The organism is Halobacterium sp. R2-5, from assembly GCF_011734195.1.
Classification (GTDB): domain Archaea; phylum Halobacteriota; class Halobacteria; order Halobacteriales; family Halobacteriaceae; genus Halobacterium.
In genome coordinates this window covers 655,850-681,750 of record NZ_JAANTH010000001.1, presented here as the reverse complement: position 1 = coordinate 681,750, position 25,901 = coordinate 655,850, and the positions used below count along the sequence as shown (strand labels likewise).

Annotated in this window: 29 protein-coding genes; 15 read left to right on the top strand and 14 right to left on the bottom strand. The window is 70.1% G+C overall.

Features of this window, described 5'->3' with window-relative positions:
- Positions 1 to 32 precede the first annotated feature (32 nt).
- Entirely contained in the window at positions 33 to 1,868 is a 1,836-nt protein-coding gene (locus G9C83_RS03650; RefSeq protein ID WP_167244749.1) for a flippase-like domain-containing protein, read from the top strand.
- Here the strand turns inward: G9C83_RS03650 and G9C83_RS03645 are convergent.
- Both G9C83_RS03645 and G9C83_RS03640 read right to left on the bottom strand, forming a co-directional pair.
- A complete protein-coding gene (locus tag G9C83_RS03645) occupies positions 1,865 to 2,365 on the bottom strand; it encodes an inosine/xanthosine triphosphatase (RefSeq protein WP_167244748.1) in 501 nt (166 codons plus the stop codon). The genes G9C83_RS03650 and G9C83_RS03645 overlap by 4 nt on opposite strands.
- Before the next feature lie 24 nt (positions 2,366 to 2,389).
- Positions 2,390 to 3,106: a cobalamin-binding protein gene (locus G9C83_RS03640; protein ID WP_167244747.1), complete on the bottom strand. Its 717-nt coding sequence runs from the start codon at positions 3,104 to 3,106 to the stop codon at positions 2,390 to 2,392.
- A 136-nt stretch (positions 3,107 to 3,242) separates the two neighbouring features.
- Here G9C83_RS03640 and G9C83_RS03635 point away from each other — a divergent pair, with 136 nt between their 5' ends.
- The 3 genes from G9C83_RS03635 to G9C83_RS03625 all read left to right on the top strand — a co-directional run bounded on the left by G9C83_RS03635 (position 3,243) and on the right by G9C83_RS03625 (position 5,744).
- Positions 3,243 to 4,196 carry a transcription initiation factor IIB gene (locus G9C83_RS03635; RefSeq protein ID WP_167244746.1) on the top strand — a complete coding sequence of 318 codons (954 nt, stop codon included), beginning with the start codon at positions 3,243 to 3,245 and terminating at the stop codon, positions 4,194 to 4,196.
- 353 nt (positions 4,197 to 4,549) lie between these two features.
- A complete protein-coding gene (locus G9C83_RS03630; RefSeq protein WP_167244745.1) occupies positions 4,550 to 5,224 on the top strand; it encodes a type I 3-dehydroquinate dehydratase in 675 nt (224 codons plus the stop codon).
- Between the two features lie 67 nt (positions 5,225 to 5,291).
- On the top strand, positions 5,292 to 5,744 hold the full coding sequence (locus tag G9C83_RS03625) for a zinc ribbon domain-containing protein (RefSeq protein WP_167244744.1): 453 nt from the start codon (positions 5,292 to 5,294) through the stop codon (positions 5,742 to 5,744).
- A gap of 6 nt (positions 5,745 to 5,750) precedes the next feature.
- Here the strand turns inward: G9C83_RS03625 and G9C83_RS03620 are convergent, their stop codons facing one another.
- The gene (locus G9C83_RS03620) at positions 5,751 to 6,917 is read right to left on the bottom strand and encodes a 3-dehydroquinate synthase II (protein WP_167244743.1); all 1,167 of its coding nucleotides are present in this window, start codon (positions 6,915 to 6,917) and stop codon (positions 5,751 to 5,753) included.
- A gap of 112 nt (positions 6,918 to 7,029) precedes the next feature.
- Between G9C83_RS03620 and G9C83_RS03615 the strand changes: the two genes are divergently transcribed.
- The gene (locus tag G9C83_RS03615; RefSeq protein ID WP_167244742.1) at positions 7,030 to 7,329 is read left to right on the top strand and encodes a hypothetical protein; all 300 of its coding nucleotides are present in this window, start codon (positions 7,030 to 7,032) and stop codon (positions 7,327 to 7,329) included.
- Positions 7,330 to 7,392: 63 nt separating this feature from the next.
- Here G9C83_RS03615 and G9C83_RS03610 read toward each other — a convergent pair whose 3' ends face one another.
- From G9C83_RS03610 to trpC, 4 genes are read right to left on the bottom strand one after another with little or no spacing between them, the layout of a single operon-like run.
- Positions 7,393 to 8,187 (bottom strand): 2-amino-3,7-dideoxy-D-threo-hept-6-ulosonate synthase, encoded by a 795-nt coding sequence (locus G9C83_RS03610; protein WP_167244741.1) that lies wholly within the window; start codon positions 8,185 to 8,187, stop codon positions 7,393 to 7,395.
- Positions 8,188 to 8,211: 24 nt separating this feature from the next.
- Positions 8,212 to 9,042, bottom strand: coding sequence for a tryptophan synthase subunit alpha (gene trpA / locus G9C83_RS03605; RefSeq protein WP_167244740.1), 831 nt, complete (start codon positions 9,040 to 9,042; stop codon positions 8,212 to 8,214).
- Positions 9,039 to 10,343, bottom strand: coding sequence for a tryptophan synthase subunit beta (trpB, locus tag G9C83_RS03600; RefSeq protein WP_167244739.1), 1,305 nt, complete (start codon positions 10,341 to 10,343; stop codon positions 9,039 to 9,041). Before trpB ends, trpA begins: the two co-directional genes overlap by 4 nt.
- Positions 10,340 to 11,095, bottom strand: coding sequence for an indole-3-glycerol phosphate synthase (gene trpC, locus G9C83_RS03595; protein ID WP_167244738.1), 756 nt, complete (start codon positions 11,093 to 11,095; stop codon positions 10,340 to 10,342). Before trpC ends, trpB begins: the two co-directional genes overlap by 4 nt.
- A 114-nt stretch (positions 11,096 to 11,209) precedes the next feature.
- On the opposite strand from trpC, the gene G9C83_RS03590 reads away from it, so the two are divergent.
- Positions 11,210 to 11,665 carry an MGMT family protein gene (locus G9C83_RS03590; RefSeq protein WP_167244737.1) on the top strand — a complete coding sequence of 152 codons (456 nt, stop codon included), beginning with the start codon at positions 11,210 to 11,212 and terminating at the stop codon, positions 11,663 to 11,665.
- Here the strand turns inward: G9C83_RS03590 and G9C83_RS03585 are convergent.
- On the bottom strand, positions 11,662 to 12,327 hold the full coding sequence (locus G9C83_RS03585) for a CPBP family intramembrane glutamic endopeptidase (protein ID WP_167244736.1): 666 nt from the start codon (positions 12,325 to 12,327) through the stop codon (positions 11,662 to 11,664). The genes G9C83_RS03590 and G9C83_RS03585 overlap by 4 nt on opposite strands.
- Before the next feature lie 191 nt (positions 12,328 to 12,518).
- Positions 12,519 to 14,591 (bottom strand): ATP-dependent protease LonB, encoded by a 2,073-nt coding sequence (gene lonB / locus G9C83_RS03580; protein ID WP_167244735.1) that lies wholly within the window; start codon positions 14,589 to 14,591, stop codon positions 12,519 to 12,521.
- Between the two features lie 207 nt (positions 14,592 to 14,798).
- Between lonB and G9C83_RS03575 the strand changes: the two genes are divergently transcribed.
- Together G9C83_RS03575 and G9C83_RS03570 are read left to right on the top strand one after the other, a co-directional pair.
- Entirely contained in the window at positions 14,799 to 15,320 is a 522-nt protein-coding gene (locus G9C83_RS03575) for a nicotinamide-nucleotide adenylyltransferase (RefSeq protein ID WP_167244734.1), read from the top strand.
- 37 nt (positions 15,321 to 15,357) lie between these two features.
- Positions 15,358 to 16,113: an SAM-dependent chlorinase/fluorinase gene (locus G9C83_RS03570; RefSeq protein WP_167244733.1), complete on the top strand. Its 756-nt coding sequence runs from the start codon at positions 15,358 to 15,360 to the stop codon at positions 16,111 to 16,113.
- 1 nt (position 16,114) lies between these two features.
- Here G9C83_RS03570 and G9C83_RS03565 read toward each other — a convergent pair whose 3' ends face one another.
- Complete coding sequence (locus G9C83_RS03565) at positions 16,115 to 17,458, bottom strand: APC family permease (protein WP_167244732.1); 1,344 nt, start codon at positions 17,456 to 17,458, stop codon at positions 16,115 to 16,117.
- Positions 17,459 to 17,549: 91 nt separating this feature from the next.
- Here G9C83_RS03565 and G9C83_RS03560 point away from each other — a divergent pair, with 91 nt between their 5' ends.
- Both G9C83_RS03560 and G9C83_RS03555 read left to right on the top strand, forming a co-directional pair.
- Positions 17,550 to 18,368: an amidohydrolase family protein gene (locus tag G9C83_RS03560; protein ID WP_167244731.1), complete on the top strand. Its 819-nt coding sequence runs from the start codon at positions 17,550 to 17,552 to the stop codon at positions 18,366 to 18,368.
- 158 nt (positions 18,369 to 18,526) lie between these two features.
- Complete coding sequence (locus G9C83_RS03555) at positions 18,527 to 18,787, top strand: HalOD1 output domain-containing protein (protein WP_167244730.1); 261 nt, start codon at positions 18,527 to 18,529, stop codon at positions 18,785 to 18,787.
- Positions 18,788 to 18,829: 42 nt separating this feature from the next.
- On the opposite strand, the gene G9C83_RS03550 is transcribed toward G9C83_RS03555, so the two are convergent.
- The 3 genes from G9C83_RS03550 to G9C83_RS03540 form a co-directional block, all read right to left on the bottom strand.
- A complete protein-coding gene (locus G9C83_RS03550) occupies positions 18,830 to 19,750 on the bottom strand; it encodes a glycosyltransferase (RefSeq protein WP_167244729.1) in 921 nt (306 codons plus the stop codon).
- 88 nt (positions 19,751 to 19,838) lie between these two features.
- A complete protein-coding gene (locus G9C83_RS03545) occupies positions 19,839 to 20,543 on the bottom strand; it encodes a class I SAM-dependent methyltransferase (RefSeq protein WP_167244728.1) in 705 nt (234 codons plus the stop codon).
- A 70-nt stretch (positions 20,544 to 20,613) separates the two neighbouring features.
- Entirely contained in the window at positions 20,614 to 21,006 is a 393-nt protein-coding gene (locus tag G9C83_RS03540) for a PPOX class F420-dependent oxidoreductase (RefSeq protein ID WP_167244727.1), read from the bottom strand.
- A 130-nt stretch (positions 21,007 to 21,136) separates the two neighbouring features.
- Between G9C83_RS03540 and G9C83_RS03535 the strand changes: the two genes are divergently transcribed.
- The 5 genes from G9C83_RS03535 (at position 21,137) to G9C83_RS03515 (ending at position 24,185) form a co-directional block, all read left to right on the top strand.
- The gene (locus tag G9C83_RS03535) at positions 21,137 to 21,406 is read left to right on the top strand and encodes a helix-turn-helix domain-containing protein (protein ID WP_167244726.1); all 270 of its coding nucleotides are present in this window, start codon (positions 21,137 to 21,139) and stop codon (positions 21,404 to 21,406) included.
- A 38-nt stretch (positions 21,407 to 21,444) separates the two neighbouring features.
- Entirely contained in the window at positions 21,445 to 22,218 is a 774-nt protein-coding gene (locus tag G9C83_RS03530; protein WP_347877769.1) for an MBL fold metallo-hydrolase, read from the top strand.
- A 244-nt stretch (positions 22,219 to 22,462) separates the two neighbouring features.
- Positions 22,463 to 23,119 (top strand): YkgJ family cysteine cluster protein, encoded by a 657-nt coding sequence (locus G9C83_RS03525; RefSeq protein ID WP_167244725.1) that lies wholly within the window; start codon positions 22,463 to 22,465, stop codon positions 23,117 to 23,119.
- 71 nt (positions 23,120 to 23,190) lie between these two features.
- Positions 23,191 to 23,697 carry a universal stress protein gene (locus G9C83_RS03520; RefSeq protein WP_167244724.1) on the top strand — a complete coding sequence of 169 codons (507 nt, stop codon included), beginning with the start codon at positions 23,191 to 23,193 and terminating at the stop codon, positions 23,695 to 23,697.
- 83 nt (positions 23,698 to 23,780) lie between these two features.
- The gene (locus G9C83_RS03515; RefSeq protein ID WP_167244723.1) at positions 23,781 to 24,185 is read left to right on the top strand and encodes a TRAM domain-containing protein; all 405 of its coding nucleotides are present in this window, start codon (positions 23,781 to 23,783) and stop codon (positions 24,183 to 24,185) included.
- A gap of 4 nt (positions 24,186 to 24,189) precedes the next feature.
- On the opposite strand, the gene G9C83_RS03510 is transcribed toward G9C83_RS03515, so the two are convergent.
- Entirely contained in the window at positions 24,190 to 25,884 is a 1,695-nt protein-coding gene (locus G9C83_RS03510; protein WP_167244722.1) for a radical SAM protein, read from the bottom strand.
- Positions 25,885 to 25,901: the final 17 nt, after the last annotated feature.

The following is a 25,901-nucleotide window of genomic DNA, read 5'->3' as shown; positions in this document are numbered from 1 at the left end:
TTCTTACCCGGTCCCGGCCGAACTCCGAGACGATGACAGACTCGGGCGTCGAGGTGAGCGTCGTCCTCCCCGCCTACAACGAGGCGGACACCATCGAGGCGACGGTCCGGACGACGCTGGAGACCCTCGACGCCTTCCTCCCCGCGGGCAGCTACGAGGTCATCGTCGCGGAGGACGGCTGCGAGGACGACACGCCCGAGATCGCCTCGCGGCTCGCCGACGGCGACGACCGCGTCCGGCACTTCCACAGCGACGAGCGCCTCGGCCGCGGCGGCGCGCTGAACGCCGCGTTCCGGGCGGCTCGCGGGGACACGCTCGCGTACTTCGACACGGACCTCGCGACGGACATGCAACACCTCGAAGAGCTCGTCGAGAGCGTGCGGTCCGGCGAGGCGGACGTCGCGACTGGGTCCCGGTGGATCCCCGGCCAGCAGGCCGACAGGCCCGCGAAGCGCGGCATCCCCTCGCGGGGGTTCAACCTCGCCGTCCGGGGGCTGCTCGGCTCCGAGCTCCGCGACCACCAGTGCGGGTTCAAGGCGTTCAGCCGGGAGGCCTTCGGGTCGCTGGTCGACGACGTCGAGGACGAGCACTGGTTCTGGGACACGGAGATGCTGGTTCGCGCCCAGCGCCGCGGACTCACCGTCGCGGAGTTCCCCGTGGAGTGGACGCCGAAGGGCGACTCGAAGGTGGACCTGGTGCGGGACGTCTTCGGGATGGGGAGCCAGATTCTGCGCTGCTTCTGGGAGTTCAACGTGAGCCCGTACGCGAACCGCCGCACGGGCACCGCGGTCGGCGTCCTGCTCTCGGTGGTGGCGTTCGCGCTGATGTTCGTCTACATCGACGTGGGCGCGTTCGTGGACGCGGTGCGGGACGCCGACCCCGCGCTGGTCGCCGCGGGGGCGGTCGTCTACCTGCTGTCGTGGCCGCTGCGCGGCCTGCGCTACCGGGACATCCTCGCGGAGCTGGGCTACCGCGAGAGCACGTGGTTCCTGACGGGCGCGGTGTTCATCAGCCAGACCGGCAACCTCGTGATCCCTGCGCGCGCCGGCGACGCCATCCGGGCGTACGTCGTGAAGGCCCGCCGCGGCATCCCGTACACCACGGGCTTCGCGTCGCTGACCGTCGAGCGCGTCTACGACCTGCTCACCATCACCGTGCTCGCGGGCGGCGTGCTCGTCGCGCTCGCGGCGTTCGCGCCCGACACGGTCGCGGAGCTCGCGGCGACCGCCGCGGGCGAGGGACTGGGCGGCCGGGAGTCGCAAGCCGTCCAGCAGGCCGTCGTCGTCGCCTCCGTCGTCGGCGCGCTCGCGGTCGCTTCGGTCGTCGCCATCGTCTGGTCGGCGCGCTCGGACACCAACTACGTGCGCCGGGTCGTCGAGTGGGCGAGCGACGACTCCTACACGGAGCTGGTCGCGAGCGTCTTCGAGCAGTTCGTCGGGGACATCCAGCGGGTCGCCGCGGACGGCCGCGCGTTCGCGCGCATCGGCGCCACCAGCGTCGTCATCTGGACCATCGACGTCGCCACCGCCCTGCTCGTCTTCCTCGCGTTCGGCCTCGACATCGCGTTAGTCAGCCTGGTCGCAGTCGGCTTCTTCGCCGTGAGCGTCGGCAACCTCGCGAAAGTCATCCCGGGCCCGCCGGGCGGCATCGGCATCTACGAGGCGGCGTTCGCGGCCATCGTCTCGACGCTGCTGCCGGTCCCGTTCGGGCTCGCGCTCGGCGTCGCCATCGTCGACCACATCGTGAAGAACGTCGTCACCGTCCTCGGCGGCGCGGTGTCGATGACGTGGCTGAACGTCTCCCTGACAGAGGCCGTCGAGGGGGAGGATGCCGACCTCTCCTCGGAGCGCGCGCCCGTCGAGGACTAGTAGTAGTCCGTGACGAACGGCCCGAGCGCGCCCGCGACCGCCGTGCGGAGCGCTTCAGTTCTGTTCGTGATACCTCCCGTGAGCACGCCCGCCGCGCCCTGGTCCTCCGCGACGCCCGAGGTGTCGAGCAGGTCGTCCATCACGGGCCCGAGCTCCGCGCCGTCGTACAGGCGCGCGGCCACGTCGTCCGGCAGGCGCATCCGCGGACCGCCCCCGGTTTCGGCGCGCTCGCCGTCGCTGGCGGCCGCCCACATGATCAAGAACAGATCCCCATTGCGTTCAGCCACTCCGCCTTCGAGCCCGACGCCGATGTCGAATTCGCCGGATTCGAACGCGCGCTCTGCGCGGTTCCGCGCGCCCTCGGCGGTCTCGTCGTCGCCCCACGGCTGCTCGGGGACGCCGCTCTCGACGCTCACTGCCTCCGCGGTTGCGTCCGGGAGCGCGGCCGCGACCGCGTCGCGTTTCACCGGGTTCCCGGAGCCGACTGCGACTCGCATACCGGGAAGCGGACGGCCCGCGTCTTAGTCGCCGTGGATTCTCGCGGCGAGGCGTTCGAGGCCGTCGAGCAGGCGCGGGCTCGGCTGGTTGAGGAGGCTATCGTCGAGTACGTGGACGTCGGCGTCGAACTCCCAGCCGCGGCCCGCGAAGTCCGGGTCGACGCCGTCGCCCTTCCCGCAGACGTGGACGACGGCGTGGTCCGGGTCCGCAGCCTCGACCGCGCTCGCGTCGACCTCCCGGGAGCGCTCGCCGGCGTCCACGAACGGGTAGCGCCCGCCCGCGGCTTCCACCACGTCGGGCACCCAGTTGCCCGCAGCCATCGGCGGGTCAGACCACTCCTCGCAGTAGACGACGGGGCCGTCCTCGGGTGCGACTTCTCGAATCCTTCTGACGCGCTCGCGGCTCTCTGCCTCCAGGTCGGCGCCCGCGTCGGGGCGGCCGACGGCGTCGCCGATTTCTGCGAAGGAGGCGAGCACGTCGTCGAGCGTCGTCGGCTCGACGTGGTGGACGTCGAACCCGCGCTCGCGGAGGTCGTCGCGGACCTCCCGCTGGAGCGCGTCGCTGGTGAGAATCACGTCCGGGTCGAGGGCCGCCACGCGCTCGAAGTCCGGGTTCAGCCAGCCGCCGACCACCGGGGCGTCCGCGTCTTCGCAGTGCGTGGTGACGCCGACGAGGCGGTCGCTGCCGCCGAGGGCAGCGACGGTGGCGGTGGCGCTCGGCGCGAGCGAGACGGCGCGCATGCCCGTGGGTTCAGCCCCCGTGGTAAAAACCACCGCGGTCGCGGTTTCCCCTCGTCGGAATAGCGCAACGGTTAAGTGTGTTTTGCACCAACGGATGTGCTACGACTCATCCGGGTTTTCCGGTGATTTCGCGCCAATGACAGATGCACGCATGCGCTCCCGAGAGCAGGAGCGCACGGACGAAGAAGAAACGACGGACGGCTGCCCCGAGTGCGGCGGTCTCGTCGTTCAGGACGAAGAGCACGGCGAGTCCGTCTGCGCGGACTGCGGCCTCGTCGTCGAGGAGGAAGGTATCGACCGCGGGCCGGAGTGGCGCGCGTTCGACTCCAAGGAGAAAGACGAGAAATCCCGCGTCGGCGCCCCCACCACGAACACGATGCACGACAAGGGGCTGTCGACGAACATCGACTGGCGGGACAAGGACGCGTACGGCAACTCGCTGTCCAGCAATCAGCGCCAGAAGATGCAGCGCCTCCGCAAGTGGAACGAGCGCTTCCGCACGCGCGACGCCAAGGAGCGCAACCTCAAGCAGGCGCTCGGCGAGATCGACCGCATGGCCTCCGCGCTCGGCCTGCCGGACAACGTCCGGGAGACCGCCTCGGTCATCTACCGCCGCGCGCTCGAAGACGACCTGCTGCCGGGTCGTAGCATCGAGGGCGTCGCGACCTCCTGCGTGTACGCCGCCGCCCGGCAGGCCGGCGTCCCGCGCAGCCTCGACGAGATCGCGGACGTCTCCCGCGTCGAGAAGTCCGAGATCGCGCGCACGTACCGCTACGTCGTCCGCGAGCTCGGCCTCGAGGTCGCACCCGCCGACCCCGAGAGCTACGTGCCGCGGTTCGCGTCCTCCCTGAAGCTCTCCGACGAGGCGGCCCACCGCGCCCGCGAGCTCCTGAAGACCGCGAAGGACAAGGGCGTCCACTCCGGGAAGAGTCCCGTGGGACTTGCGGCCGCCGCGGTGTACGCCGCCGCGCTCCTGACCAACGAGAAGACCACGCAGGCGAAGGTCTCCGAGGTCGCGGACATCTCCGAGGTCACTATCCGGAACCGCTACCACGAGCTGCTGGAAGCCGAAGACACGATTCCGGTCTGAGCGTCCCCCTTCGACCGCAGCGCAGTTTGCCGCGTTTTCTCGCCCGTCAGCCGACAGCTTCGCTATCTAGCCGGCCGGCAGCGGTGGGACTGAGCGAACGCGCAGCGTTCGCGAGGGACGGAAGACTCACTGCGTTCGTCTTCCGGGACTGAAAGGGGCCGCGTGCTCGCGTCCGCGTGGTCGTCTCGCTGGCCGCTATCCGCGAGCGCAGCGAGCGGATATGCCAGCGAGCGACCGCGAGCACGCGGGGGCTTTCGAGGAGACAGCGGCGTGAAGGAGTTCGTTGAAGACGGACAGCGAATCTCGTCCGGTAGTCCGAAACCGTATTGCGGACGGCCCACGCAGAACAGTCCATGGACTTCGAGGAGTTCGTGCTCGCGGCGCCGGTCTCGGACCTCGCCGACGAGCCCGCCGCCCGCGAGCACGCCGACGCCGTCGAGTTCCGCATGGACCTCGCGGACGACCCGCTGCCCGCGCTCGACGACTACGACGGCGACCTACCGCTCATCGCGACGAACCGCGCGGAGTGGGAGGGCGGTGAGGCCGGCGACGACGGCCGCATCGACGCGCTCGCGGAGGCCGCCCGGACCGACGGCGTGGACGCCATCGACGTCGAGCTCGCGGCGCTGACCGGCGAGGGCGGCGACGGCGCGGAGGCGCTGGCGGCCGCGCGCTCGCAGGACACCGCGACCATCGTCTCCGTCCACGACTTCGAGGGGACGCCCGAGATGGCGGCGATGGCGGAGTCCCTCGGGGAGGCGTGCTCGCTGGGGGACGTCGGGAAGCTCGCAGTCACCGCCGAGGACCGCGGGGACGCCCTCGACCTGCTGCGCGTCACCCACGAGTTCAGCGCCGTAGACGCCCCCGTCGCGACGATGGCGATGGGGAAAGCGGGCCAACACACGCGCGCCGTCGCGCCGCTGTACGGCTCTCGCATCGGGTACGCGCCCGTCGACCCCGGGAACGCGACCGCGCCGGGACAGTACGACGCCGCGACTCTGCGCACGCTCGTCGAGAACCTCCAGTAGCCGGTGTTCGGGGCCGCGTCCGCGTTCGGTGGGTTTAGGAGCGCGGGGCCCTCGTGTCGAAGTAACTGTGGTCAATCGACGCGGCATCATCGCGGCGGTACTCGGTTTCGTCTACCCCGGTCTCGGTCACGTCTACCTGCGACGCTGGCTGCGGGCGGTCGCGTGGTTCGTGCTCGCGCTCGTGACGGCCGCGCTCGTCGTCCCCGAAGCGGCGTACCAGGCGTTCCAGACGGACGGGCTCGGGGGCCTGATGGAGGCCAGCGAGAGCTTCGGGCTGAACGTGACGCTCAGCCTGCTGGCCGTGCGCGTGCTGAACATGGTCGACGCGTACCTCGTGGCGGCCCGCGAGTCCGCCGCGATCACGGAACGCGTTCCCACGCCGGGCGACGCCGACGTCGGGAACGTGCGAAAAGCCGGCGACGCCGGGACGTGCCCGGAGTGCGGGAAGGAACTCGACAGCGACCTCGACTTCTGTCCGTGGTGCACGGCGCGCCTCGACCGGCAGACCGACGACGCGTGAGCGGCGCTACTTCTCGATGATTCGCTCCTCGATGGACTCGCCGAAGTGGCGGCCGCCCTCCTCGAGGTAGACGAGCACGTCGTCGCCGGCTTCGAGGTCGGTGACGGCGGTGCGGCCGTCGCGCGTGGAGACCTTGATCGTCTCGGCGTTCTGGAGCAGTGTCTCGATGCGGTCTCCGTCCTCGGTCTCGACCTCCACGCGGAACATCGGACGCTTCTCGATCTTCGCGCGGCCGACGACGGCGGTCCGCGTGTGGCCGTCGGTGTCGAGGACCTGCACCTCGTCGCCGCTGGAGACCTCCGCGAGGTACTTCGTGCCGCCGTCGGGCGTGCGGACGTACGCGTGGACCGCGCCCGCGTTCACGCGGAACGGCCGCGAGGCGACGTACGGCGACTCGGCGGTCTCGGCGTGCACGAAGAACAGCCCGCGGCTCATCGAGCCGACGAGCATCCCCTCGTCGTCGTCCATCAGGCTCCCGGTGTCGACGCAGACGCGGTCGGCGCTCCCGGCCTCCTCGACGCCGGTGACAGTCGCCCACGAGAGGTCCAGGCGCTCGCGCTCGGCGGCGTCCCGGGCCTCGACCGTGCGGCGGATCTCGTCGGGGTCGTCGCTGTCCAGCAGGACCGCGTCGGCGCCGATGTCCAGCGTCTCGAAGGCCGTCTCGGCCTCCTTCGAGGACTCGACGCCCGCGACGAGCGTGGTCTCCTCGCCGATGCGCGCGATGAGGTTCTCCAGCGGGATGATGGTCCAGTCCTCGCCGACGACGACCGTGTGCTCGGCGTCCTGCGCGGCCTCCTCGGCGAACGCCTCGTAGCGCTCGTCGAGGATGTGAACGTAGGCGGCGTCGGCGTTCCCGCGGCGAATCGCGGAGAGGTCCGCGCTCCCCGAGAAGTCCTCGGGGAGGTCGACCGTCCCGTCGCCCTCGCCGTCCTTCCCGACGACGTACGCGTCCGGTTCGGCGGCGTCCTCGCCGTCGGCTTCCTCGATGACGTCGCTGTCGTCGGTGCTGAACGCCGCGACGTTCACGGAGCCGAGTTCGCGGACGCGCGCGACGTCCTCGTCGTCGACGAGCACCCAGTCGACGCCGGCCTCCAAGCCGGCGGTGATGCGTCGCTTCCGCGTCTCCCAGTCACCGACTGCGTCGTCGGCCTTCAGCCAGACGGACCGTGTCATTGGCGGATGGTGGCGTGGTGCGGCCTTGAACGTACCGGAGCCTCCCGTACTTGCTGGCGACCCGACTGCCGAAAGGACACGATTTATGCTTGTGAACCACAGTGGTCGTGGTATGGCAACGAGTGGCCAGCAGCGCATCATGGGCGACCGCGTCCCGTTCGGGCTGGACGCCGCCGAGTGCCTGAGCTGGGACCTCGGGAGCGAGCTCGTCGAGCGGAAGCGCGAGTGCGCGCGACTCGAACGCGCCGACGGCGGCTCCCTGACGGCCTTCGAGGCGACCGAGCACACGGTCGTCGTTCGCGTGCGGACGGCGGTCGGCCGCGAGAAGTTCTACGGGCTAGCGACCGCCGACTTCCGGGCTGCCCTCGGCGACCTCCCGGCGGCGTGGGAGCTCGCGTACGAGGACGTCTGAAACGAGAGCAGAAGCGGACCGCGACGCGTCGAACCTGCCGAGAACGAGCGACCAGCGGCGGCGTCAGGCTTCGATCGGGAGGCCAGCGCTGCGGAGCGCCTCGTCGGGTTCGGCGTCGTCGTGGACGACGGCGGCGATGGCGGACGCCATCGCGCCGGGGTCGTCGTGCTGGAAGACGGTGCGGCCGGTGGAGACGCCGGCCGCGCCCGCGTCCATCGCGTCGCGGACGTCCTGGAGGGTCTGGCGGTCACCGGCGGGGCTGCCGCCCGCGATGATGACGGGCTTGCTGGTGGACTCGGTGACGCGCTCGAAGCTCTCGCGGCTCCCCGAGTAGGCGGTCTTCACGACGTCCGCGCCGAGCTCCTCGGCGAGCCGTACCGCGTGCCCGAGGCTCTCGGCGTCGTGCTCGTCGACGCCCGGGCCGCGCGCGTACGCCATCGCGAGCACGGGCATCCCGAGGTGCTGGGCGTCGTCTGCGACCTCCGCGAGCTGCGTGATCTGGTCGGGCTCGTGGTCGCTGCCGACGTTGATGTGGAAGGAGACGGCGTCGGCGCCCGCACGTACGGCCTCCTCGACGGTGCCCGTCAGCCGCTTGTCGTTGGAGTCCGGGCCGATAGACGTGGAGGCGTTGAGGTGGACGACGTAGCCGGCGTCGTTCTTGTGCTCGTGGACGCGCGGCGCGATGCCCTTCTGCGTGAGCACGGCGTCCGCGCCGTTGCTGGTGACGGCGTCGATGGTGGACTCGATGTCGACGAGCCCGTCGACGGCGCCGAGTGTGATTCCGTGGTCCATGGGGATGGTGACGAACTTCCCATCCCGGCTGATTCGGTCGAGTCGCGCTGACTTCCCAGATGCCATTGGTAGTGAGTAGCAAGCGGTCGGCTATTTGCGTTCCGGTTCGGGCAGTCCCTTCCGCGCCCCCGCCTTCAGCTCCGCGGCGAGCGCTTCGAGGTCGTCGGCGACCGCCCCAGTGGGCTGGTCGTTCTCGACGCCGTCGGCGATGATGTCGACGTACGCGCTGCCGACGATGACGCCGTCGGCGCCGCTCGCGACGACCTCCCGGGCCTGCTCGCCCGAGGAGATGCCGAAGCCGACGGCCTTCGGGACGTCCGCGTCGCGGAGGCGTTCGAGCGCTTCCGGCGTATCGTCGCTGACCTCGTCGCGGGCGCCCGTCGTGCCGAGCCGTCCCTGTACGTAGACGAACCCGGTCGTGCGGTCGAGCATGCGTTCGAGGCGCTCGGGGGTCGTCGTCGGCGCCACGATGAATACCAGGTCGAGGCCGTGCTCGCGGCACGCCTCGTACATCGGCCCGGACTCGTCGACGGGGAGGTCCGGCACGACGAACCCGGAGATGCCCGCCTCCGCGGCGGCCTCGACGAACTCCTCGGGGCCGGGCTCGCTGCCGTACTGGTAGATGAGGTTGTAGTACGTCATACAGACGACGGGCACCTCGGCGTCCAACTCCCGGACGAGGTCGAGGTAGGCGTCCGGCGTCATCCCGGCGTCGAGCGCGCGCTTGATGGCGTTCTGAATCGTGGTGCCCTCGGCGACCGGCTCCGAGAACGGCAGGCCGAGTTCGATAACGTCGCTGCCGCCCTCGACGAGCGCTTCGACGTACTCCTTCGTGGCTTCGGCGCTCGGGTCGCCCGCGGCGACGTACGAGACGAGCGCGGGGCCGTCCTCGAACGCGGCGCGGACCTCGCTGCGGGTCACTCCTCGAACACCTCCATCGTGGGCGCGCCGTCGATGTCGCGCGCGGCGGACTCCTCGATGACCGTGTCGAGGTCCTTGTCGCCGCGTCCGGAGACGTTCACGACCACGGGGCCGTCGCCGTCGTACTCCTCGAGGTAGGCGACGGCGTGGCTGGACTCCAGTGCGGGGATGATACCCTCCTCGCGGGAGAGCCGGTGGAACGCTTCGAGCGCGGCGTCGTCGTCGACGTTCACAGGCGTCACGCGGCCCTCGTCGACGAGCGCGGCGAGCTCCGGGCCGACGCCCGCGTAGTCGAGGCCCGCGCTCACAGAGTGCGACTCCACGATCTGGCCCTCCTCGGTCTGGAGGAGCTTCGTGCGCGCGCCGTGGAGCACGCCCTCCGTCCCCGTCGAGAGGCTCGCGGAGTTCGGCGCGTACCCCTCCTCGGCGTCCACGCCGAGACTGGAGCCGCCCGCTTCGACGGCGACGAGGTCGACGTCCGGCGCGGGCTCGTGGGTGCCCTCGGGCGCACCCGGAAGTTCGGCGCTCCCCGCGAACGCCGAGAACGCGCCCATCGTGTTCGACCCGCCGCCCGCGCACGCCAGCACGGCCTCCGGGAGCCGGCCGAGCCGCTCGCGGGACTGCTCGCGGAGCTCCTCGCTGATGACCGACTGGAAGTCCCGGACCATCGCCGGGAACGGGTGGGGCCCCACAACGGAACCGATGACGTAGTGGGTGTCCTCGACGTTCGTCGCCCAGTCGCGCATCGTCTCGTTGATGGCCTCCTTGAGGGTGCCCGCGCCGACGTCGACGGGGTTGACTTCGGCGTCGTGGATGCGCATCCGGAAGACGTTCGGGCGCTGGCGGTTCACGTCCGTGCGACCCATGTAGATCTCGCAGGGCATGTCGAGGTACGCACAGGCCATCGCCGTCGCGGTGCCGTGCTGGCCCGCGCCGGTCTCGGCGACGATGCGCTCCTTGCCCATGTACTTCGCGAGCAGCACCTGCCCGAGCGCGTTGTTGAGCTTGTGCGCGCCGCCGTGCAGGAGGTCCTCGCGCTTGAGGTAGACGTCGAACCCGTAGCGCTCCGAGAGGTTCTCCGCGTGGCTCAGCGGCGTCGGCCGCCCGCCGAACTCCTCGATGCGCGACCGGAAGTCGTCCACGAACCCGTCCTCGTTGTCGAGGACGTATCGCTCGTAGGCGTCCGCGAGTTCCTCGACCGCCGGCATCAGGACCTCGGGGACGTACTGGCCGCCGTACGCCCCGAACTTCCCGGCCCGCGTCTCCTGTGCGCCCGTCGTCCGCTCTCGGTTTCCACTCATGCGTTCACCAGTGTCCGTGTGTTCTCGGTCACGTCCCCGTCCATGATGGCGCTTCCGACCAGCAGGCCGTCCGCGCCCGCCTCGCGCATCCGGCGGGCGTCCGCGGGCGTGCTCACGCCGCTCTCCGCGAGCAGCGTCACGTCCGCCGGGACGTGGGGAGCCACTGCCTCGAACGTCGAGAGGTCGACCTCCAGTTTCGCGAGGTCGCGGTTGTTCACGCCGACGATGTCCGCGCCCGCCTCGACCGCCTTCGCGAGTTCCGCGCGGTCGTGGACCTCCACGAGCGCCTGGAAGCCGCGCTCGCGGGCCGCGTCGAGCATCGGTTCGAGGTCGTCGCCGAGGAAGCGCGCGATGAGCAGGACGACGTCGGCCTCGACGGCGTCCAGTTGCGCCTCTCGTAGGAGGAAGTCCTTCCGGAGCACGGGCACGTCGACGGCGTCCCGAATCGCGCGCAGGTTCTCGGGGCTGCCGCCGAAGTGCTCGGGCTCCGTGAGCACGGAGAGCGCGGCCGCGCCGCCCGCGACCATCTGCTCGGCGAGCGCGACCGGGTCGTCCTCGCGCTCGCCGTCCGTGGTGGGACTGGTCGGTTTCACTTCCGCGATCGTGGGCACGCGCCCGTCCGCCTCGGCGGCCGCGAGCGCGTCCGGCAGCGACCGCGGGCTGACCGACACCCGCTCGCCGTCCGGCGCTCGCTCGCGGGCCGCGTCGAGGATGGACTGCACCGCCGGCGCGAGCCCGTCACTCTCGTTCATTGTTGTCCATCAATGCACTAGTCTGTACATAAGACTTGCGTCGGCCTCGGGTGCCCAGCGGCGCGGACGCCCGCTTGCCGAACGTACAAGGCCGTGACCACCCTGTACGCGGACATGCCCGCGGCCGGAATCTACGCGCGAGACTCGTCGTACCTCGACAGGGCGGTCCAGCTCGGCGTCGCCGGCGACCGCGTCATCAGCGTCTCCTTCCCGGAGACGGCGCCCACCGACGCCGACCCGGACCACCCGCTACTCGACCGCGTCGACGACTACTTCGACGGCGCCGAGGACGACTTCGACGACGTCGAAGTCGGCCTGACGATGCCGACGAAACACCGCGAAGTCCTCGAAGCCGTCCGGAACATTCCCTACGGCGAGCGCGTCACCGTCAAGCGCGTCCTCTCGATGGTCCCCGACGTCGATCCCGAGGACAGCGACGCCCGCGAGACCGCGCGCACGGCGCTCGCGGAGAACCCCGTGCCGCTGTTCGTCCCCGACCACCGCGTCCGCGACGGCCCGAGCGGCGCGCCCCCCGAAGTCGTCGACCGGCTGCGCGCGCTCGAATCCTAGCGCGCGTGGACCGCGAACTCCGCGGCGTTCACGACGTAGTGCGCGACGAACGCCGCGAGCAGGCTGCCAGTGAGGACGTACGCCGCGGCGAGCGCGAACCCGAGCAGCGTCGTGACGACGACGCCGGTCGCGCCCTGTGCGGTGTGCGCCGCGCCGAACACCGCGCTCGACGCGGCCGCCAGCAGCCACGGAGAGACGCCGAACCCCACAGAGAATGCGCCCACGAGAACCCCGCGGAACAGTAGCTCCTCGAACCCCGCGACGATAGGCAACGCGACGAAGAGCAACACTAACCACTCCACAGTGTTCTCGGGCGTCAGCGCCTCGCGGAGTTCGTCGTCGTAGCCCAGTCCCGCGGCGTCGAGCACGCGCATCGCGCCCTCGTTGCACGCCGCGAGCGCGAGCCCCGCGGCGACGCCGACCCCGGCGAGTTCGGGGGACACCGCAGCGCCGAGCGAGGCCACGGGCACCTCCGCCAGCCAGACGGCGGCGACGAGCACCGCTCCCGCGAGCGCCTGCGAGAGCGCCGTCTGCAACAGGAGTTCGCGAGCGGGGACCTCGTCGGCGGCCTCGCCGAGCACACCCGCCGACGCCCGCGTGAGCGCCACGAGCCCGGCCGCCACGAGCAGCGCGAACGCCGCGAACGCGACCCAGTACGCCATCACGTCGGCGCACGCGGGGCGGCGACAGAAAGCTGGCGGTCGCGACCCCGTTCACCGTCGTGGCACGACGAGCATACGCGCGGCTTCGCCGCGCGTTTCACCGCGACGAGCGTAGCGAGTCGCGGGGAGTTTTTAGCGTAGCTTTTTGCAAGCGGGGGTCGCCTCCGGCGACCCCCCGCAGTAAAAAGGTCCTACTGCGGACTCGGCGAGCCGCCGGTCGCACCGGACTCCGTCTGGCCTTCGAGGGCCTTGCCGGTGATGGACTTCAGGCGGTCGACGAGGGAGTCCTTCTCGGGTTCGCCGACGAGCGCGACGTCGAGGACTTCGCTGATGTGCGAGACGGGGATGATCTCGATCTGCTCCTCGTACTCGTCCTCGATCATGACGTCCTGCTCGTTGGCCTTCGGGATGATGACGCGGTTGCAGCCGGCCTTCGCGGCGGCCTCGATCTTGTGGGTGACGCCGCCGACCGGGAGCACGTCGCCGCGGACGGAGAGGCTGCCGGTCATCGCGAGGTCCTGCGCGATGGGGATGTCCTCGAGAGCGCTGATGACGGCGGTCGCGACCGTGATGGACGCGGAGTCGCCGTCGACGCCACCCTCGCCAGCCTGCACGAACTGGATGTGGACGTCCTTCTCGGACATGTTCTCGTCGCTGAACTTCTTGATGATGGCGGAGACGTTCTCGACGGCCTCCTCGGCCATCTCCTTGAGCTGGCCGGTCGCGTAGATGCGACCCTCCTCCTGGCTCTGCGCGGGCGTGATCTCGGCCATCACGGGGAGCATGATGCCGGAGTCGCCGCCCATGACGGCGAGGCCGTTGACGCGGCCGACGGCCTCCTCGTCGTCGGTGCCGAGCTCGTAGTCCTTGCGGCGCTCGATGTAGTTGTCCACGAACTGCTGTTCGATGGACCGCGAGCGCTTCTTCGCCTGCAGGACGTCCTCGCGGGTGGTGAGATCGTTGCCCTTCGAGCGCGCGATGTCGCCGGCGACCCGCACGAGACCGCCGAGGTCGCGCAGTTCGAGCGTGAGGTGTTCCTTGCGGCCGGCGCGGCGCTTGGCCTCGAGGATGACCTCCCGGATGGCGTCGTCGTCGAAGTGCGGGAGCTGGCCGTCGCGTTCGACCTCCTGGGCGACGAAGCGCGCGAACTTCCGGCGCATTTCCGGGGTGTCCTCGATGGTGTCGTCCATGTACACCTCGTACCCGTACCCGCGGACGCGGGAGCGGAGCGCGGGGTGCATGTTCTCCATCGCGTCCATGTTCCCGGACGCGACCATGATGAAGTCACACGGCACGGGCTCGGTCTGCACCATCGCGCCCGAGGAGCGCTCGGACTGGCCGGTGATGGAGAACTCGCCCTCCTGGATCGCCGTCATGAGCTTCTGCTGGCTGCGGACGTCGAGCGTGTTGATCTCGTCGATGAACAGCACGCCCTTGTGCGCCTTCTGGATGGCGCCCGCCTCGACGCGCTCGTGGCTCGGCGTCCCCATGCCGCCGGACTGGAACGGGTCGTGGCGGACGTCGCCGAGCAGCGCGCCGGCGTGGGCGCCCGTGGCGTCCTCGAACGGCGCGGTCTGGCTGTCGGCGTTGTTGATGAGGAGCTTCGGCACCATCGCGTCGCCGCCGCGGTCGGTGTAGCGGAACGCGAGGTAGATGACGCCGGCCGCGAGCACGCCCAGCAGCGGCTGGTGGGCGATGAGGAGCGCGTAGCCGACGACGAGCAGGATGATGATCCACATCAGGAACGACCGCATCTGGTTGCGCTTGCGGGCTTCCTCCTGGTGGGCTTCGACGATCTGCTCGCCCTTCCCGGCGGGAACGGTCCGGACTTTCGGCTCGTTGGAGTCGTCGGGGTTGTTGTAGACGAGAACGTCCTGCAGGCTCTCCTTCGGCAGGAGGTGACTCATCGCCTTCGCGAGCATCGACTTCCCCGTCCCCGGGGAGCCAATCATCATGACGTGGCGGTGCTGTTTGGCGGCCCGCAGGATGATGTCGCGGGCTTCCGACTGGCCGATGACCTGGTCGACCAGCCGGTCCGGCACCTCGATGCTGGAGGTGTCGTCGATTTCGAGGCCGCCAAGCAGGTCGTCCTCGGCGATGTCCTCGTTGATTGTGACGTCGCCCTCCACGCCGACCTCGCTGCCGAGGTCGTCGAGGTCGTCGACGGTCTCGACAGGCTCCTCCGTCGACTCGTCGCCCTCCTCGGGCGCGTCGACGGCGGGGTCCTCGTGGCGGGGGTCGTCGTTGGTCGATTCGTTGCTCATAGAAGTGGTTTCGTCACCTGAAAACAGGGACGGGCGACTGATATACTTTCTCCCTCCGACACCTCCCTAACCGGCCGTATTGTCCTGTTTCGGGCCCTCAGTCGTCCGAACAGCGATTCGGTGGAACGGCCGGTTCGGCGCTGCCGGCGACCGGCGCCGGACTCGCCATTCTTATAGTCGCTGCCGGCGATTCTCGACGCGAGGCAAATGACCCGGGGGTTCTACATCGGTCGCTTCCAGCCGTACCACAACGGCCACCACCGCGTCGTCGAGCAGATCGCCACCGAGGTCGACGAGCTCGTCGTCGGAATCGGGAGCGCGGGCGACTCCCACAGCACGCGGAACCCGTTCACGGCGGGCGAGCGCATCATGATGATCACGAAGGCGCTCGTGGACTTCGACCTGGTGACGTACGCGGTCCCCATCGAGGACCTCGACCGGAACGCGGTCTGGGTGAGCCACGTCCAGTCGATGAGCCCGAACTTCGACGTGGCGTACTCGAACAACCCGCTGGTCATCCGGCTGTTCAACGAGGCCGACATCGAGGTCCGGCAGTCGCCGATGTTCGAACGGGACGTCCTCGAAGGCACGGAGATTCGCCGCCGGATGGCGGAGGACGGCGACTGGCGCGAACTCGTCCCGAAGCCCGTGGCGGACGTCGTCGACGAGATCGACGGCATCGAGCGCATCCAGCGGGTCGGCGACACGGACACGAACGGCGAGTCGTAGGGCGGGATTTTCAACGGCGGCGCGCCTACGACGAGCCATGATAACGCTGAGCTCCGACTTCGGGTCGCCGTACCCGGCGGCGATGAAGGGGGTCGTCCTGCAGTCGACGGACGCGCAGCTCGTGGACGTCGCCCACGACTTCCCGCGACAGGACGTGCGCGCGTCGGCGTTCTGGCTGCGGGAGGTGCTGCCGTACTTCCCGCCGGCGGTCCACCTCGCCGTGGTCGACCCGGGCGTCGGCACCGACCGGAAGGCCGTGGTCGTGCGCGCCGGCCAGCACGCGCTCGTCGCGCCGGACAACGGGGTCGCGATTCCGGCGGCCCGGCGGCTCGCCGAGGACGTCGAGGTGTTCGAGATTCTGGTCGAGGACCCCGAGAGCTCGACGTTCCACGGCCGGGACGTGTTCGCGCCGGCGGCCGCGGACGTCCACGAGCGCGGCGTCGAGGCGTTCGCGGACTACCCCGACTACGAGCGCGTCGACGACTACGAGACCGTCGAGTTCCCCGAGCCCGACCTCGCGGGCGACGTGCTGCACGGCGAGGTGCTCGTCGTCGACGGGTTCGGGAACGCCATCACGAACCTCCCGGGGCGCCTCGCCGCCGACCGGGCGGGCGAGTCCGTGGAAGTGAACGGCGACCGCGTGCCAGTCGAGCGGACGTACGCGGCCGCCGAGGCGGGCGAGCGCGTCGTCACCGTCGGCAGCCACGGGAACGTCGAACTCGCGGTCAACCGCGGCCGCGGCGACGACGCGTTCGGCGTCGACCCCGGGAGTCCGGTGGAGCTGTCGCGGTGAGTCACCCGCCCGGTTCGAGGCCGTCCTCGAAGTCGCTGAGCTCCTGCTGGACGTACTCGCGCTCGAAGTACAGCAGTTCGACGGCGACGACGAACGCGGCCAGCGCGAGCACCATCCAGAACGTCTCCGGCTCCCGCCCGTAGAGGTTGTACAGCATCAGCGGCGCGAACCCGAGCGCGCCCGCGGCGCCCACGGCGGGCGGCACGGGGTGGACGTCGTCGCCGCGCTCGCGGAACGCCAGGTAGCTCATCGCGCCGAACACGACGATGAACGACAGCGACGCGAACGACGTAATCGCGCCGAGGCTGCCGTAGACCGCGAACGCGGCGGTGACCGCGCCGAGCACGAGTACCGCCCGCTCGGGGACGCCGTCGGCGTCCGCGTCGCCGAAGCGGTCCGGCAGGAGATCCCCCTGTACGAGACGCTTCGAGAAGTGCGCCGCGGAGAACAGCGTGGCGTTGATGGCGCTACCCGTGGAGAACAGCGCGGACGCCGAAACCACGGCGAGGCCGAGCCCCGACAGCCCGACCACGGACAGCATCGCGGACGCGGCGTCCGCGAGCGCGACGTGCGGGCGGGTGCGGAGCGCCTCCGGCGCGAGATTCACCGTCACGACGGCGACGAGGACGTACACGGTGACGGCCGCCGGGATGGCGACGTACACTGCCTTCCGAATCGTCTGGACGTTGTCCGCGATGGCGTCCTGGTCGTAGAACAGTAGCTGCCAGCCCTGGAACGCGACGAACGAGATGGCCGCCGCGACGACCGGGCCGACGGTGGTGAGCTGCCCGAACCCGTACGCCATCCGCGTCTCCGACAGCGACGTCGCGTAGACGAGCCCGAACGCGCCGAACGCCAGGAGGACGGCGACCTTCGCGCCGACAAGGACGGTCTCCGCGGTGCCCGTGGTGCGCGCGCCGAGCAGGTTCAGCGCGACGAACAGCGCGACGGCGGCCACGGAGACGACCGGGCGCAGCGGCACGCCCGCGACGCCGTCGGGGACCGCGGAGAACCCGAGCGCGAACGCCGCGAACGCGTACGCGTACATCGCCATCGACCCGACGTACCCGAACAGCAGCGTCCAGCCGACCATCCCGGCGAGCGTCGTGTTGCCGACGAACTGCTGGACGAACGACACCGACCCGCCGTAGCCGTCGCCGAGCGCGTTGAGGTGGTTGTACGAGTAGCCCGCGCAGAGCGCGACGACGCCCGCGAGTACGAACGCGGCCCACGTCGCGGCGCGCGTGATCTGTGCGACGACACCGAGCACGGCGTAGATACCGCCGCCGATCATGCCACCGAGGGCGATGGAGACGCACTCGGTGAGCCCGAGCTGGTCACCCATCGCCGGGACCCACGGGGCCGTGACGGCTAAGGGTTGTGGCGGAGGGCGAGCGCACCGTCACACCGAAATACCAGGGCAGTCACCTACGCGTATGCTCGAACTGGAGCACGGGTTCCGGGTCGTGGACCTGCACGCGCGGCTCCACGCCGGCCCGGGCCGCCCAGTGCGGGGCCGCACCATCGACGGCGAGGACCTCGAGCGCGAGATGCACCAGTCCGGCATCGTCCGGTCGGTGGTGTTCCCCGGCCCGCAGAAGGGCGAACAGGGCTACCTGCGCGCGAACAACGCGGTCGCGCGGCAGGCCGTCCAGCGGCCGTTCATCGCGTTCGCGCGCATCGACGGCCCGCGGGACGCCGGCGACGGCGCGGCCTCGCGGCTGAAGAACCTGCGGTCGTCGCGGACGGACTGGCAGACCTCCCCGGAGGACGTCGAACAGTACGCGTACGACGACCGCTTCCACGGGTTCAAGCTCGACCCGACGCGGGACGGCCTCCCGGAGGCGGACGTACTCGACGTGCTCGACGACGTCGGGCTGCCGGTGCTCGTTCACGGCGGCCGGGAATTCCCGCCGGGCGCGCTGGAGGACACGCTGCTCGCTCGCGAGTTCCCGGTGGTGCTCGCGCACTTCGGCGGCCACCCGCTAGACCGCGGACTGATGCGCGAGGCGGTCACGCTACTGGACTCCTACGACGACCTCTACCTCGACACGGCGGCCGTCCGGTACCGCGAACTGCTCGAACACGCCATCGTCGAGCACCCCGACCGCGTCGTCTTCGGGAGCGGCGCGCCCGCCACCCACCCGAACGTCGCGGTGATGGAGATTCTCACGCTGGACGTCACGGAGGACGCGATGCGGAAGGTGTTCGGCAAGAACGCGGTGCGAATCGTCCCCGGCCTCGACCGGGAGTAGAGCTGTTGGGTCAGTCAATAGTTCGCGCAGCCGAACGGATAATTCATTCCCGCGTCGCGACGTACGATCCGTCGAATTCGCGGCGGAGACCGTCGAACTATCACGTTCGGAATGGTTGTCTGACTTAGATTTAAGTGAGTGCTTTCCATGTCACCGGTATGTCGCGGACGAGCGCCCTCGCTTCCGAGCAGGTCGTCGAACGAGTAGCAGAGCACGCGGACAGCGACACGATGGAACTCCCCCCGCTGTACGACGCCGTCGACCCGGACGCGCTGAACGCCGTCGCCGCCGGGCTCTCCGAGGGGCAGGTGAAGTTCCCCTACGCAGGCTACGACGTCACCGTCTACGGCGACGGCACGGTCACACTCGAAGAGCGACCCGGCGGTAGCAGCGCCACGGGCGCGGTCGCCGACGCCTGAACGAGCGCTTCTCCGACCGCAGCCACGCCCGCGCAGCCACCGCTAGCAGTCGTGGCGGACCATCGTGCGGTCCATGCGCGCCGAGACGCCGTTCGGGTTTCGCCGCGGCGTCCGGTCGGCCATCCGCGCGGACATCCCGTCCTGGCTGCCCGTCCAGAGGTTCGGCACGACGGCGCCGCCGGCGGCCGCCCACGTCGACGGCTTCTCGTCGCCGCGGAGCACGTCGGCGCCGACGGACAGCGAGTCGCCGAGGGCGTGTCGCGTGACGCGCGCGGCGATGCGCGCGCCGAACCCGTAGTTCTTCACGAGGCGGTACGCCAGCGAGCGGTACTTCAGCCCCCACGCCGACTCCTCGGCGTCCTCCGGGAGCCGGTGGCGGATGTCGTCTTTCGCCTCGCGTAACACCACCGCGTCCGCGCCCCACACCACCTCGCGGTCCATGCCCGCGAGCCGGTGGGCGGCGTCCCGCGCGGCGCCCGTCTGGAGGTACTCGTCGAAGCCGTCGAGGGCGTCGACGGCGTCGCGGACGAACGCCACGTTCCCGCCGTCGAAGTACGTCACCTCGCGGCCGCCGACCGTGTCGGTTTCGACGGACTCCGTGGTGACGCCGCCCTCGACGCGGTGGTGGACGGGACCAGTGACCGCGTCCGCGCCGTCGTCGAAGGCCGCCTCGACCGCTCCCACCCAGCCCTCCCGGATCTGGGAGTCCTGCCCGACGAACGCGACGACGTCGCCGTTCGACGCGGCGATGCCGGCGTTCCGGGAGGCGTTGAGGTTCCGCTCGGAGACCTCGAGGAGGACGTCGGCCGCGTCGTGCTCGCGCACCATCCCGGAGGTGCCGTCCACGGACGGGCCGTTGACCACGATGACCTCGGCGTCGGGTGCGTGGGCCGCGAGCGCGTCCAGGGACGCGGCGAGTACGTCGCGGCCGTTGAGAGTTGGCACCACTACCGAGAGGTCCATAGCCTACACGAGCCCACGCGGTAGTAAAAACGTCCCGGGTCGTATCACGCCGTAATCGTCCGCTAACTCACACGAAACGGCGGTTCCGTCAGACGCTCGCCTGCCAGTAGGACACCGACGCGAGCGGGTGGCCGAGCGGCGTCTCGCCGACTGCCGTGTCCGCGCTCCGGATCGGTCCCGCGATCCAGTCCGGGACCTTCCGGTAGAAGCCGTACGGCACGAGGAAGTCGTGCTCGGCGTTCACGAGGTCCAGGCCCGCCTCACGGACGAGCCGGCGGACCTCGCTGTCGCCGTACAGCCGTGACCCCATCGGGAGCAGCCAGTTGTACAGCGAGCGCGTGCTGAACCGGTTGAACGTGTCGAAGAACACGCGGTCCTTGGAGACGCGGGCCATCTCCGTGAGGAACTTCGCCGGGGTGTCCGCGAGGTGGAAAAAGCGCATCGCGAACACGGTGTCGAAGTGGTCGTCCGGGAACGGGAGCCGGCCGGCGTCGCCGCGCATGAACTCCAAGGTGTCCGCGACGCCCGCTCGCTGGGCCTTCTCGCGGCCCTCCTGGAGCATCGGGCCGGAGATGTCCAGGCCCGTGATGTCCGCGCCGCGCTCCGCGAGCATCACCGTGAAGCGGCCCGTCCCGCAGGCGATCTCGAGCACGCGCTGGTCCTCGACCGGCCCCAGCGCCTCGAGGACGGCCCGCTTCTCCCGGCGGTCGATGAGCCGGCCGCCGCGGGAGAATCGCTTCTCGTCGTACTCCTCGGCGACCTCCGCGGCCTGGTACCACTCCTGTCCCTTCACGCTTCTCGCCTGCACTTCGTGCGCGGGTGGTTAAAACCGTACTGGAAACCGAACGGCGAGCGACGGCCGGTCACCCGAACACTCGCGTCGGCTCGATGCGGACGAGCACGCGGTCGCTGTCCTCCTCGTCGTGGTAGGGATACTCGTCGGCGTCCATGTACTCGCGCGCGAGGTCGTCGATGTGCTCGACGGCGCCCTCGGTGGTGAGCTCGACGACTTCGCCCTGGAAGCCGAGGTAGCGGTACGGGTCTTCCGGGTCGAGGACGCAGCCGCCGACGCGCTCGTCCGCGCGGAGGTTCTTCTCCTTGCGGCGGCCGCGCAGGGTGTTCACGAGGACGTGCTCGCCGTCGTAGTCGACCCAGACGGGCGTGACGTGCGGGGCGCCGTCGGGCGAGAGCGTGCCGAGGCTGAGAAACGACTGCTTCTCGAAGAGGTCGTGGTACTCGTCGGGAATCGTCGCCATACGCCCACTGCGACGGCCACGACCAAAGTCGCCGGGGGAGCACTACCGCTCGCTCGAACATTATACGATATAAGGTGTATAGTCGCACGGGTAGACAACCTTTACCTCCCTCAGTATGTGAGAGGATTCCATGAGCACGTCCGCCACAGACCACCAGTCACTCATTCAGGACGACGAGGAGTTCCGCGAGCGCCTCCGCGAACTCCCGCCGAGCGCGAAGCTCGTCGCGAAAGTCCTCGAAATCGAAGCCCCGCTCTCGCAGGGCCAGCTCGCCGAAGAGTCCCTGCTGCCCGACCGCACCGTCCGGTACGCCCTCAACCGTCTCGACGACGCCGGCCTCGTCGGCTCCCGGTACAGCTTCCAGGACGCCCGCAAGCAGGTGTACTTCCTCGACGACTAAACCGGCGGCTTTTCCTCGCGGCACCCCTCTCTCGACTCGTGCTAGCGCGCTACGCCGTTCCAGTGGAGATGCCGGTGCCCGGCGGCGCGACGAACGCCTACGTCCTCGGCGACGACGAACGCCTGCTCGTCGACCCCGCCGCGCGCACGCCCGAGCTGGACGACGCTGTCGAGTCAATCGACCACGTCGCCGTCACGCACGCCCACCCCGACCACGTCGACGCAGTCGCCGACTACGCCGCGGCCGCCGGCGCGACGGTCTGGGCGCACGCGTCGTTTGCGGAGCGCTTCGCGGACGCGACCGGCGTCGAACCCGACTGTCTGTTCCGCCCGGGCGACACGCTCGCCGACACCGGCGTCTCCGTGATGGCGACACCCGGTCACGCCCCCGACCACGTCGCGTTCGTCGCGGACGGCGAAGCAGTCAGCGGCGACCTCGTGTTCGCCGACGGCAGCGTCTTCGTCGGGACGCCGGACGGCGACGTCCGCACCTACCTCGCGTCCCTGCGCCGCCTGCTCGCCCGGGACTTCGACCGCATCTACCCCGGCCACCACGGCCCCGTCGACGACCCCGCCGAGCGCATCACCGAGACGTACTTCCACCGCCGCGACCGCGAGCGCAGCGTCCGCGCCGCCGTCGAGTCCGGCGCGCAGACCGTCGACGAGATTCTCGACGCCGCCTACGAGAAAGACCTCGGGGACGCCCGCCGCCTCGCCGCGAAGGTCGTCCGCGGGCACCTCCGGAAGCTCGCCGTCGAGGGTCACGTCCAGTGGGACGGCGAGCGCGCTCGCCCGACCGTCGTCGTGCAGTAGCCGGCGAAGCAGCCGAGTGAGTAGCAGAGTGAAACAACCGGTAGCGGGTGGACTGAGAGGGGCCGACCGGTCGGCGAGCGAGAACCCGCAAGCACGCGAGCGGAGCGCGCGCAGCGCGGTTCGCAGCCGCCGAGCGGGAGGGGGCTCTCGAAGTGTCGTAAACGGAGCAAAGCGCAGCGAGAGGAGAAAACGACTCAGTACCTAGCCCGCGAGTCTTTTCAGCGTTCACTGCCAATCCGCGGGCATGGAGGAACTCGAAGTCGAACTGGAGCGCGCTCGCGAGCTGGACGTCGCGGAGCTCGCGGACGCCATCGAGACCATCGGCTTCGAGTGCACGCGCTGCGGGGCGTGCTGCAAGAGCGAGGAAGACGACCCGCACACGGCGACCGTCTTCCCCGACGAGACTCGGACGTTAGAGGACAAAACGGAGCGGGACTGGCGCGACGTCGCGCGCCCGATGCCGTACGGGCTCGACGAGGACGGGAGCGGGGAGACCTTCGAGTGGGCGCTGCAGACGGACGCGTGCGGGGACTGTACGTTCTACGAGGAGGACGACGACGGGACGGGGGCGTGTACGGTCCACGACAGCCGCCCCCTCATCTGCGAGACGTACCCGTTCAGCGTCGCGCTCGGCGGCACGAGCCAGCCGATGGGCGAAGCGGTGGACGAGTCGGGGATGGTGCGCGCCCACGAGTGCGAGGGGCTCGGCCGCGACATCTCCCGCGAGGACGCCGAATCGCTCGCCGCGGCGCTCAAGGAGCGCGCGGTGCGGGAACTGGAGGAAGCCATCGGCGTCCGCGACAACTACGAGCCGGCGGACCCCGCACCGGGCGAGACGGTCGTCCACGACTCCGAGGGCGCGAAGCGCCCGGACGGCGCGGACTACGACACCGAGACGTGACAGCAGCAGGCGTTCTCACGTCTCGGGAAGGGCGACGCGGGCATTTCCCGGCGGGCACCGTACGAGCACACATGACGTTCGTCGTTCCCTTCGACGGGTCGGCGCTCGCGGAGGCCGCACTCGTGCGCGCGAGCCAGTTCAGCGCGGTCCTCGAGGAGCGCGTACTCGCGGTCGTCGTCGTCCCGGATGGGAACGAGCGGTACGCGCGCGAGCGCGGCTGGGCGGAGCCGGACGAGGCCTTCGACATGAGCGAGGTCGTGGGGTCGCTCCACGAGCAGGTGACCGACCTCGCGCCGAACGTCGACTTCCGGCACGAGACTGTCGACAAGCGCGCGCCGACGGGCGCCGTCACGAACAGACTGAAGCGGGTGGCCCGGGAGGTCGACGCCTCGATGGTGTTCGTCGGCAGCGAGAACGCCGGCCGCATGGTCACCGGGCTGGGGAGCGTCGGCAGTTCCGTGGCGGCCGCCGACGCCTACGACGTGGTCATCGTGCGGAACCGGGCGCCCGCGAACGTCGCGGAGCTCCGGAATGCGACCGACCACGACGCCGGCCGCGGGAAGCCGGACTTCTACTGACGCGAGCCGGCTCCCGTCGAGCGTGCGGCACACCGTGACAACGATTAAGTCACGGGGCCGACACGCACGAATGGAGGTCCGCAATGGAAATCTCTGACCAACTCCTCTGTCTGTTCAGTGCTGAAGTGACTGTCAAGGACGACGAGTACGTCGTCGAAATCCCGCGGAGCGAGGTGGAAGCCGGCTCTATCGACCCCGGCGACGTCTATCGCGTCGCGCTCATCTCGCAGACCGAGACCGATTCCGGCTCGGACTCGGAGGCGGCGAGCGAGACGACCGACTCGGAGCCCCAGCCCCCGGTCGAGGAGGGCGAGATCCGGTACGTCGAGATCGAGGACATCGGCAAGCAGGGCGACGGCATCGCGCGCGTCGAGCGCGGCTACGTCATCATCGTTCCGGACGCCGAGATCGGCGAGCGCGTGAAGATCGAAGTGACGGAAGTGAAGTCGAACTTCGCGGTCGGCGAGATCATCGACGAGGAGTACTGAGCGTCTACTGCGTGAACTTCGCGAGGTCGGCGTCCTCGACGCTCGGCAGGGCGTCGTGAGGCCGGTCGACGAGCAGATCGCCGGCGGTGCGCTTGCCGATGCCGGGGATCGCGGTGAGCTCGTCCATCGATGCCTCGTTGACGTCTAGCGGGTGGGGAACCCCGGTCACCGACCGGTAGCCGTGGTCGGTGACGGCGACGTCGATCGTCCGCCCGAGTTCGCGTTCGCCGGGAATCCCGACGAGCAGCGAGTACGTGCCGAGCTGGCGGCCGAACGTCTTCCCGTCCTGGTGGTACTCCAGGTGGACGTCCTCCAGAACGGTGCCGGGCGGCACCACGCGGTTCAGCATCGCGTTGTCGATCTCCTCCCGGACTTCCTGCTTGTAGCGCTTGAACTGCTGCTTGTGGTCGTTCGCGAGGTCCGCACCCGTCTCCGCCATCTCGGTGCCCTCGAACGCCATCACCTGCCGGATGTTGATGCGGCGGAGCATCAGGCCCTCGTCGAGGACGCTCCGGAGGAAGCGCTTGTTGTGCGCGAACGTCTCCTCGCGCTCGCCCGTCAGGCCGTGCACGAGGTTGATACCGGGGAGGAGCTTCGGCAGCCGATTAGTGGCCTCGTCGCCGTACGTGGGCGCGTCCTCGGGCGATTCACCGGGGCGCCAGCCGCCGACTTCGTTGACGACGCGGACCGCCTCCAGGCACTCCTCGGCGGTGACGAGGAGGTTGTTCTCCTCCTGGACGACGGGGTCCGCAGACTCCAGGCCGAACGCGGCGGTGTCGCCGGCGGTGTTGTGTTCGGCGATGATGCGGATGGCCTCCCGGGACTTCTCGGGGTAGTCCACGATGGTCACCGGGTTCATGTTGTCGAGGTGCAGCGTCTCCAGGTCGGGCGCGACCTCCCGGATGCCGCCGTACAGCCGCCGGATTGCGTCCGGATTCGGCGCCTCGCCGTCCCCGCCGAACGCGAGGATGTCGGCCTGTCGGCCGAGCCGGAAGTGGCGCGCGCCGTGGTCGTAGAGGTTGCCGACCTCCCGCACCACGCTCTCCGCGCTCCGGAACCCGGGGTCGCCGTACATCGGCTCCGTGCAGAACGAGCAGCGGTACGCGCAGCCCCGCGAGGTCTCCATCTCGCAGATGAGGTACTCGGGGTAGTTCGGGTGCTGCTCGACGACGAACGCGCCCTTCGCGCCCCACCGGTCGATCTCCTCGTTGTCGCGGTAGCGGTCCTCGAAGCCCTCCAGCCGGTTGTCCACGAGGTCGTAGACGGCGGCCTCGACGTCCGCCATCGCGAGGAAGTCGAAGTCGAGGTCCTGGCGCTCCATCTCCTGGGCGCCCGCGTTCTCCTCGCCGACGCCGAAGCGCACCGGCCCGCCCATGACGCTCGTGCCGTCCGCGAGCCACGCGAGCTCCCGGACCTCGTCGGGCTCGGCGGGCGTCCCGCCGACGTACTTCCCGGGGACGGTCATGCCGCCGACGTACACGAAGAGGTCCGCGTCCGCGACGTCGTTGAACTTCGACTTGTCGTCGCGGAGTTCGTCGATGGTGTGGTACGTGATCTGCGCCTCGGGGACGCCGGCGTCGACGAGCGCGCCGGCCGCGTACCGCGGATACGTGGAGATGTACGGCGGCACGCCGAAGTGCGCCGGCTCGTCGACGTAGCCGTCGACGAGGGTCACGTCCAGCTCCGCGGGGTCAATCATACCCCGGCGTTGGGGTT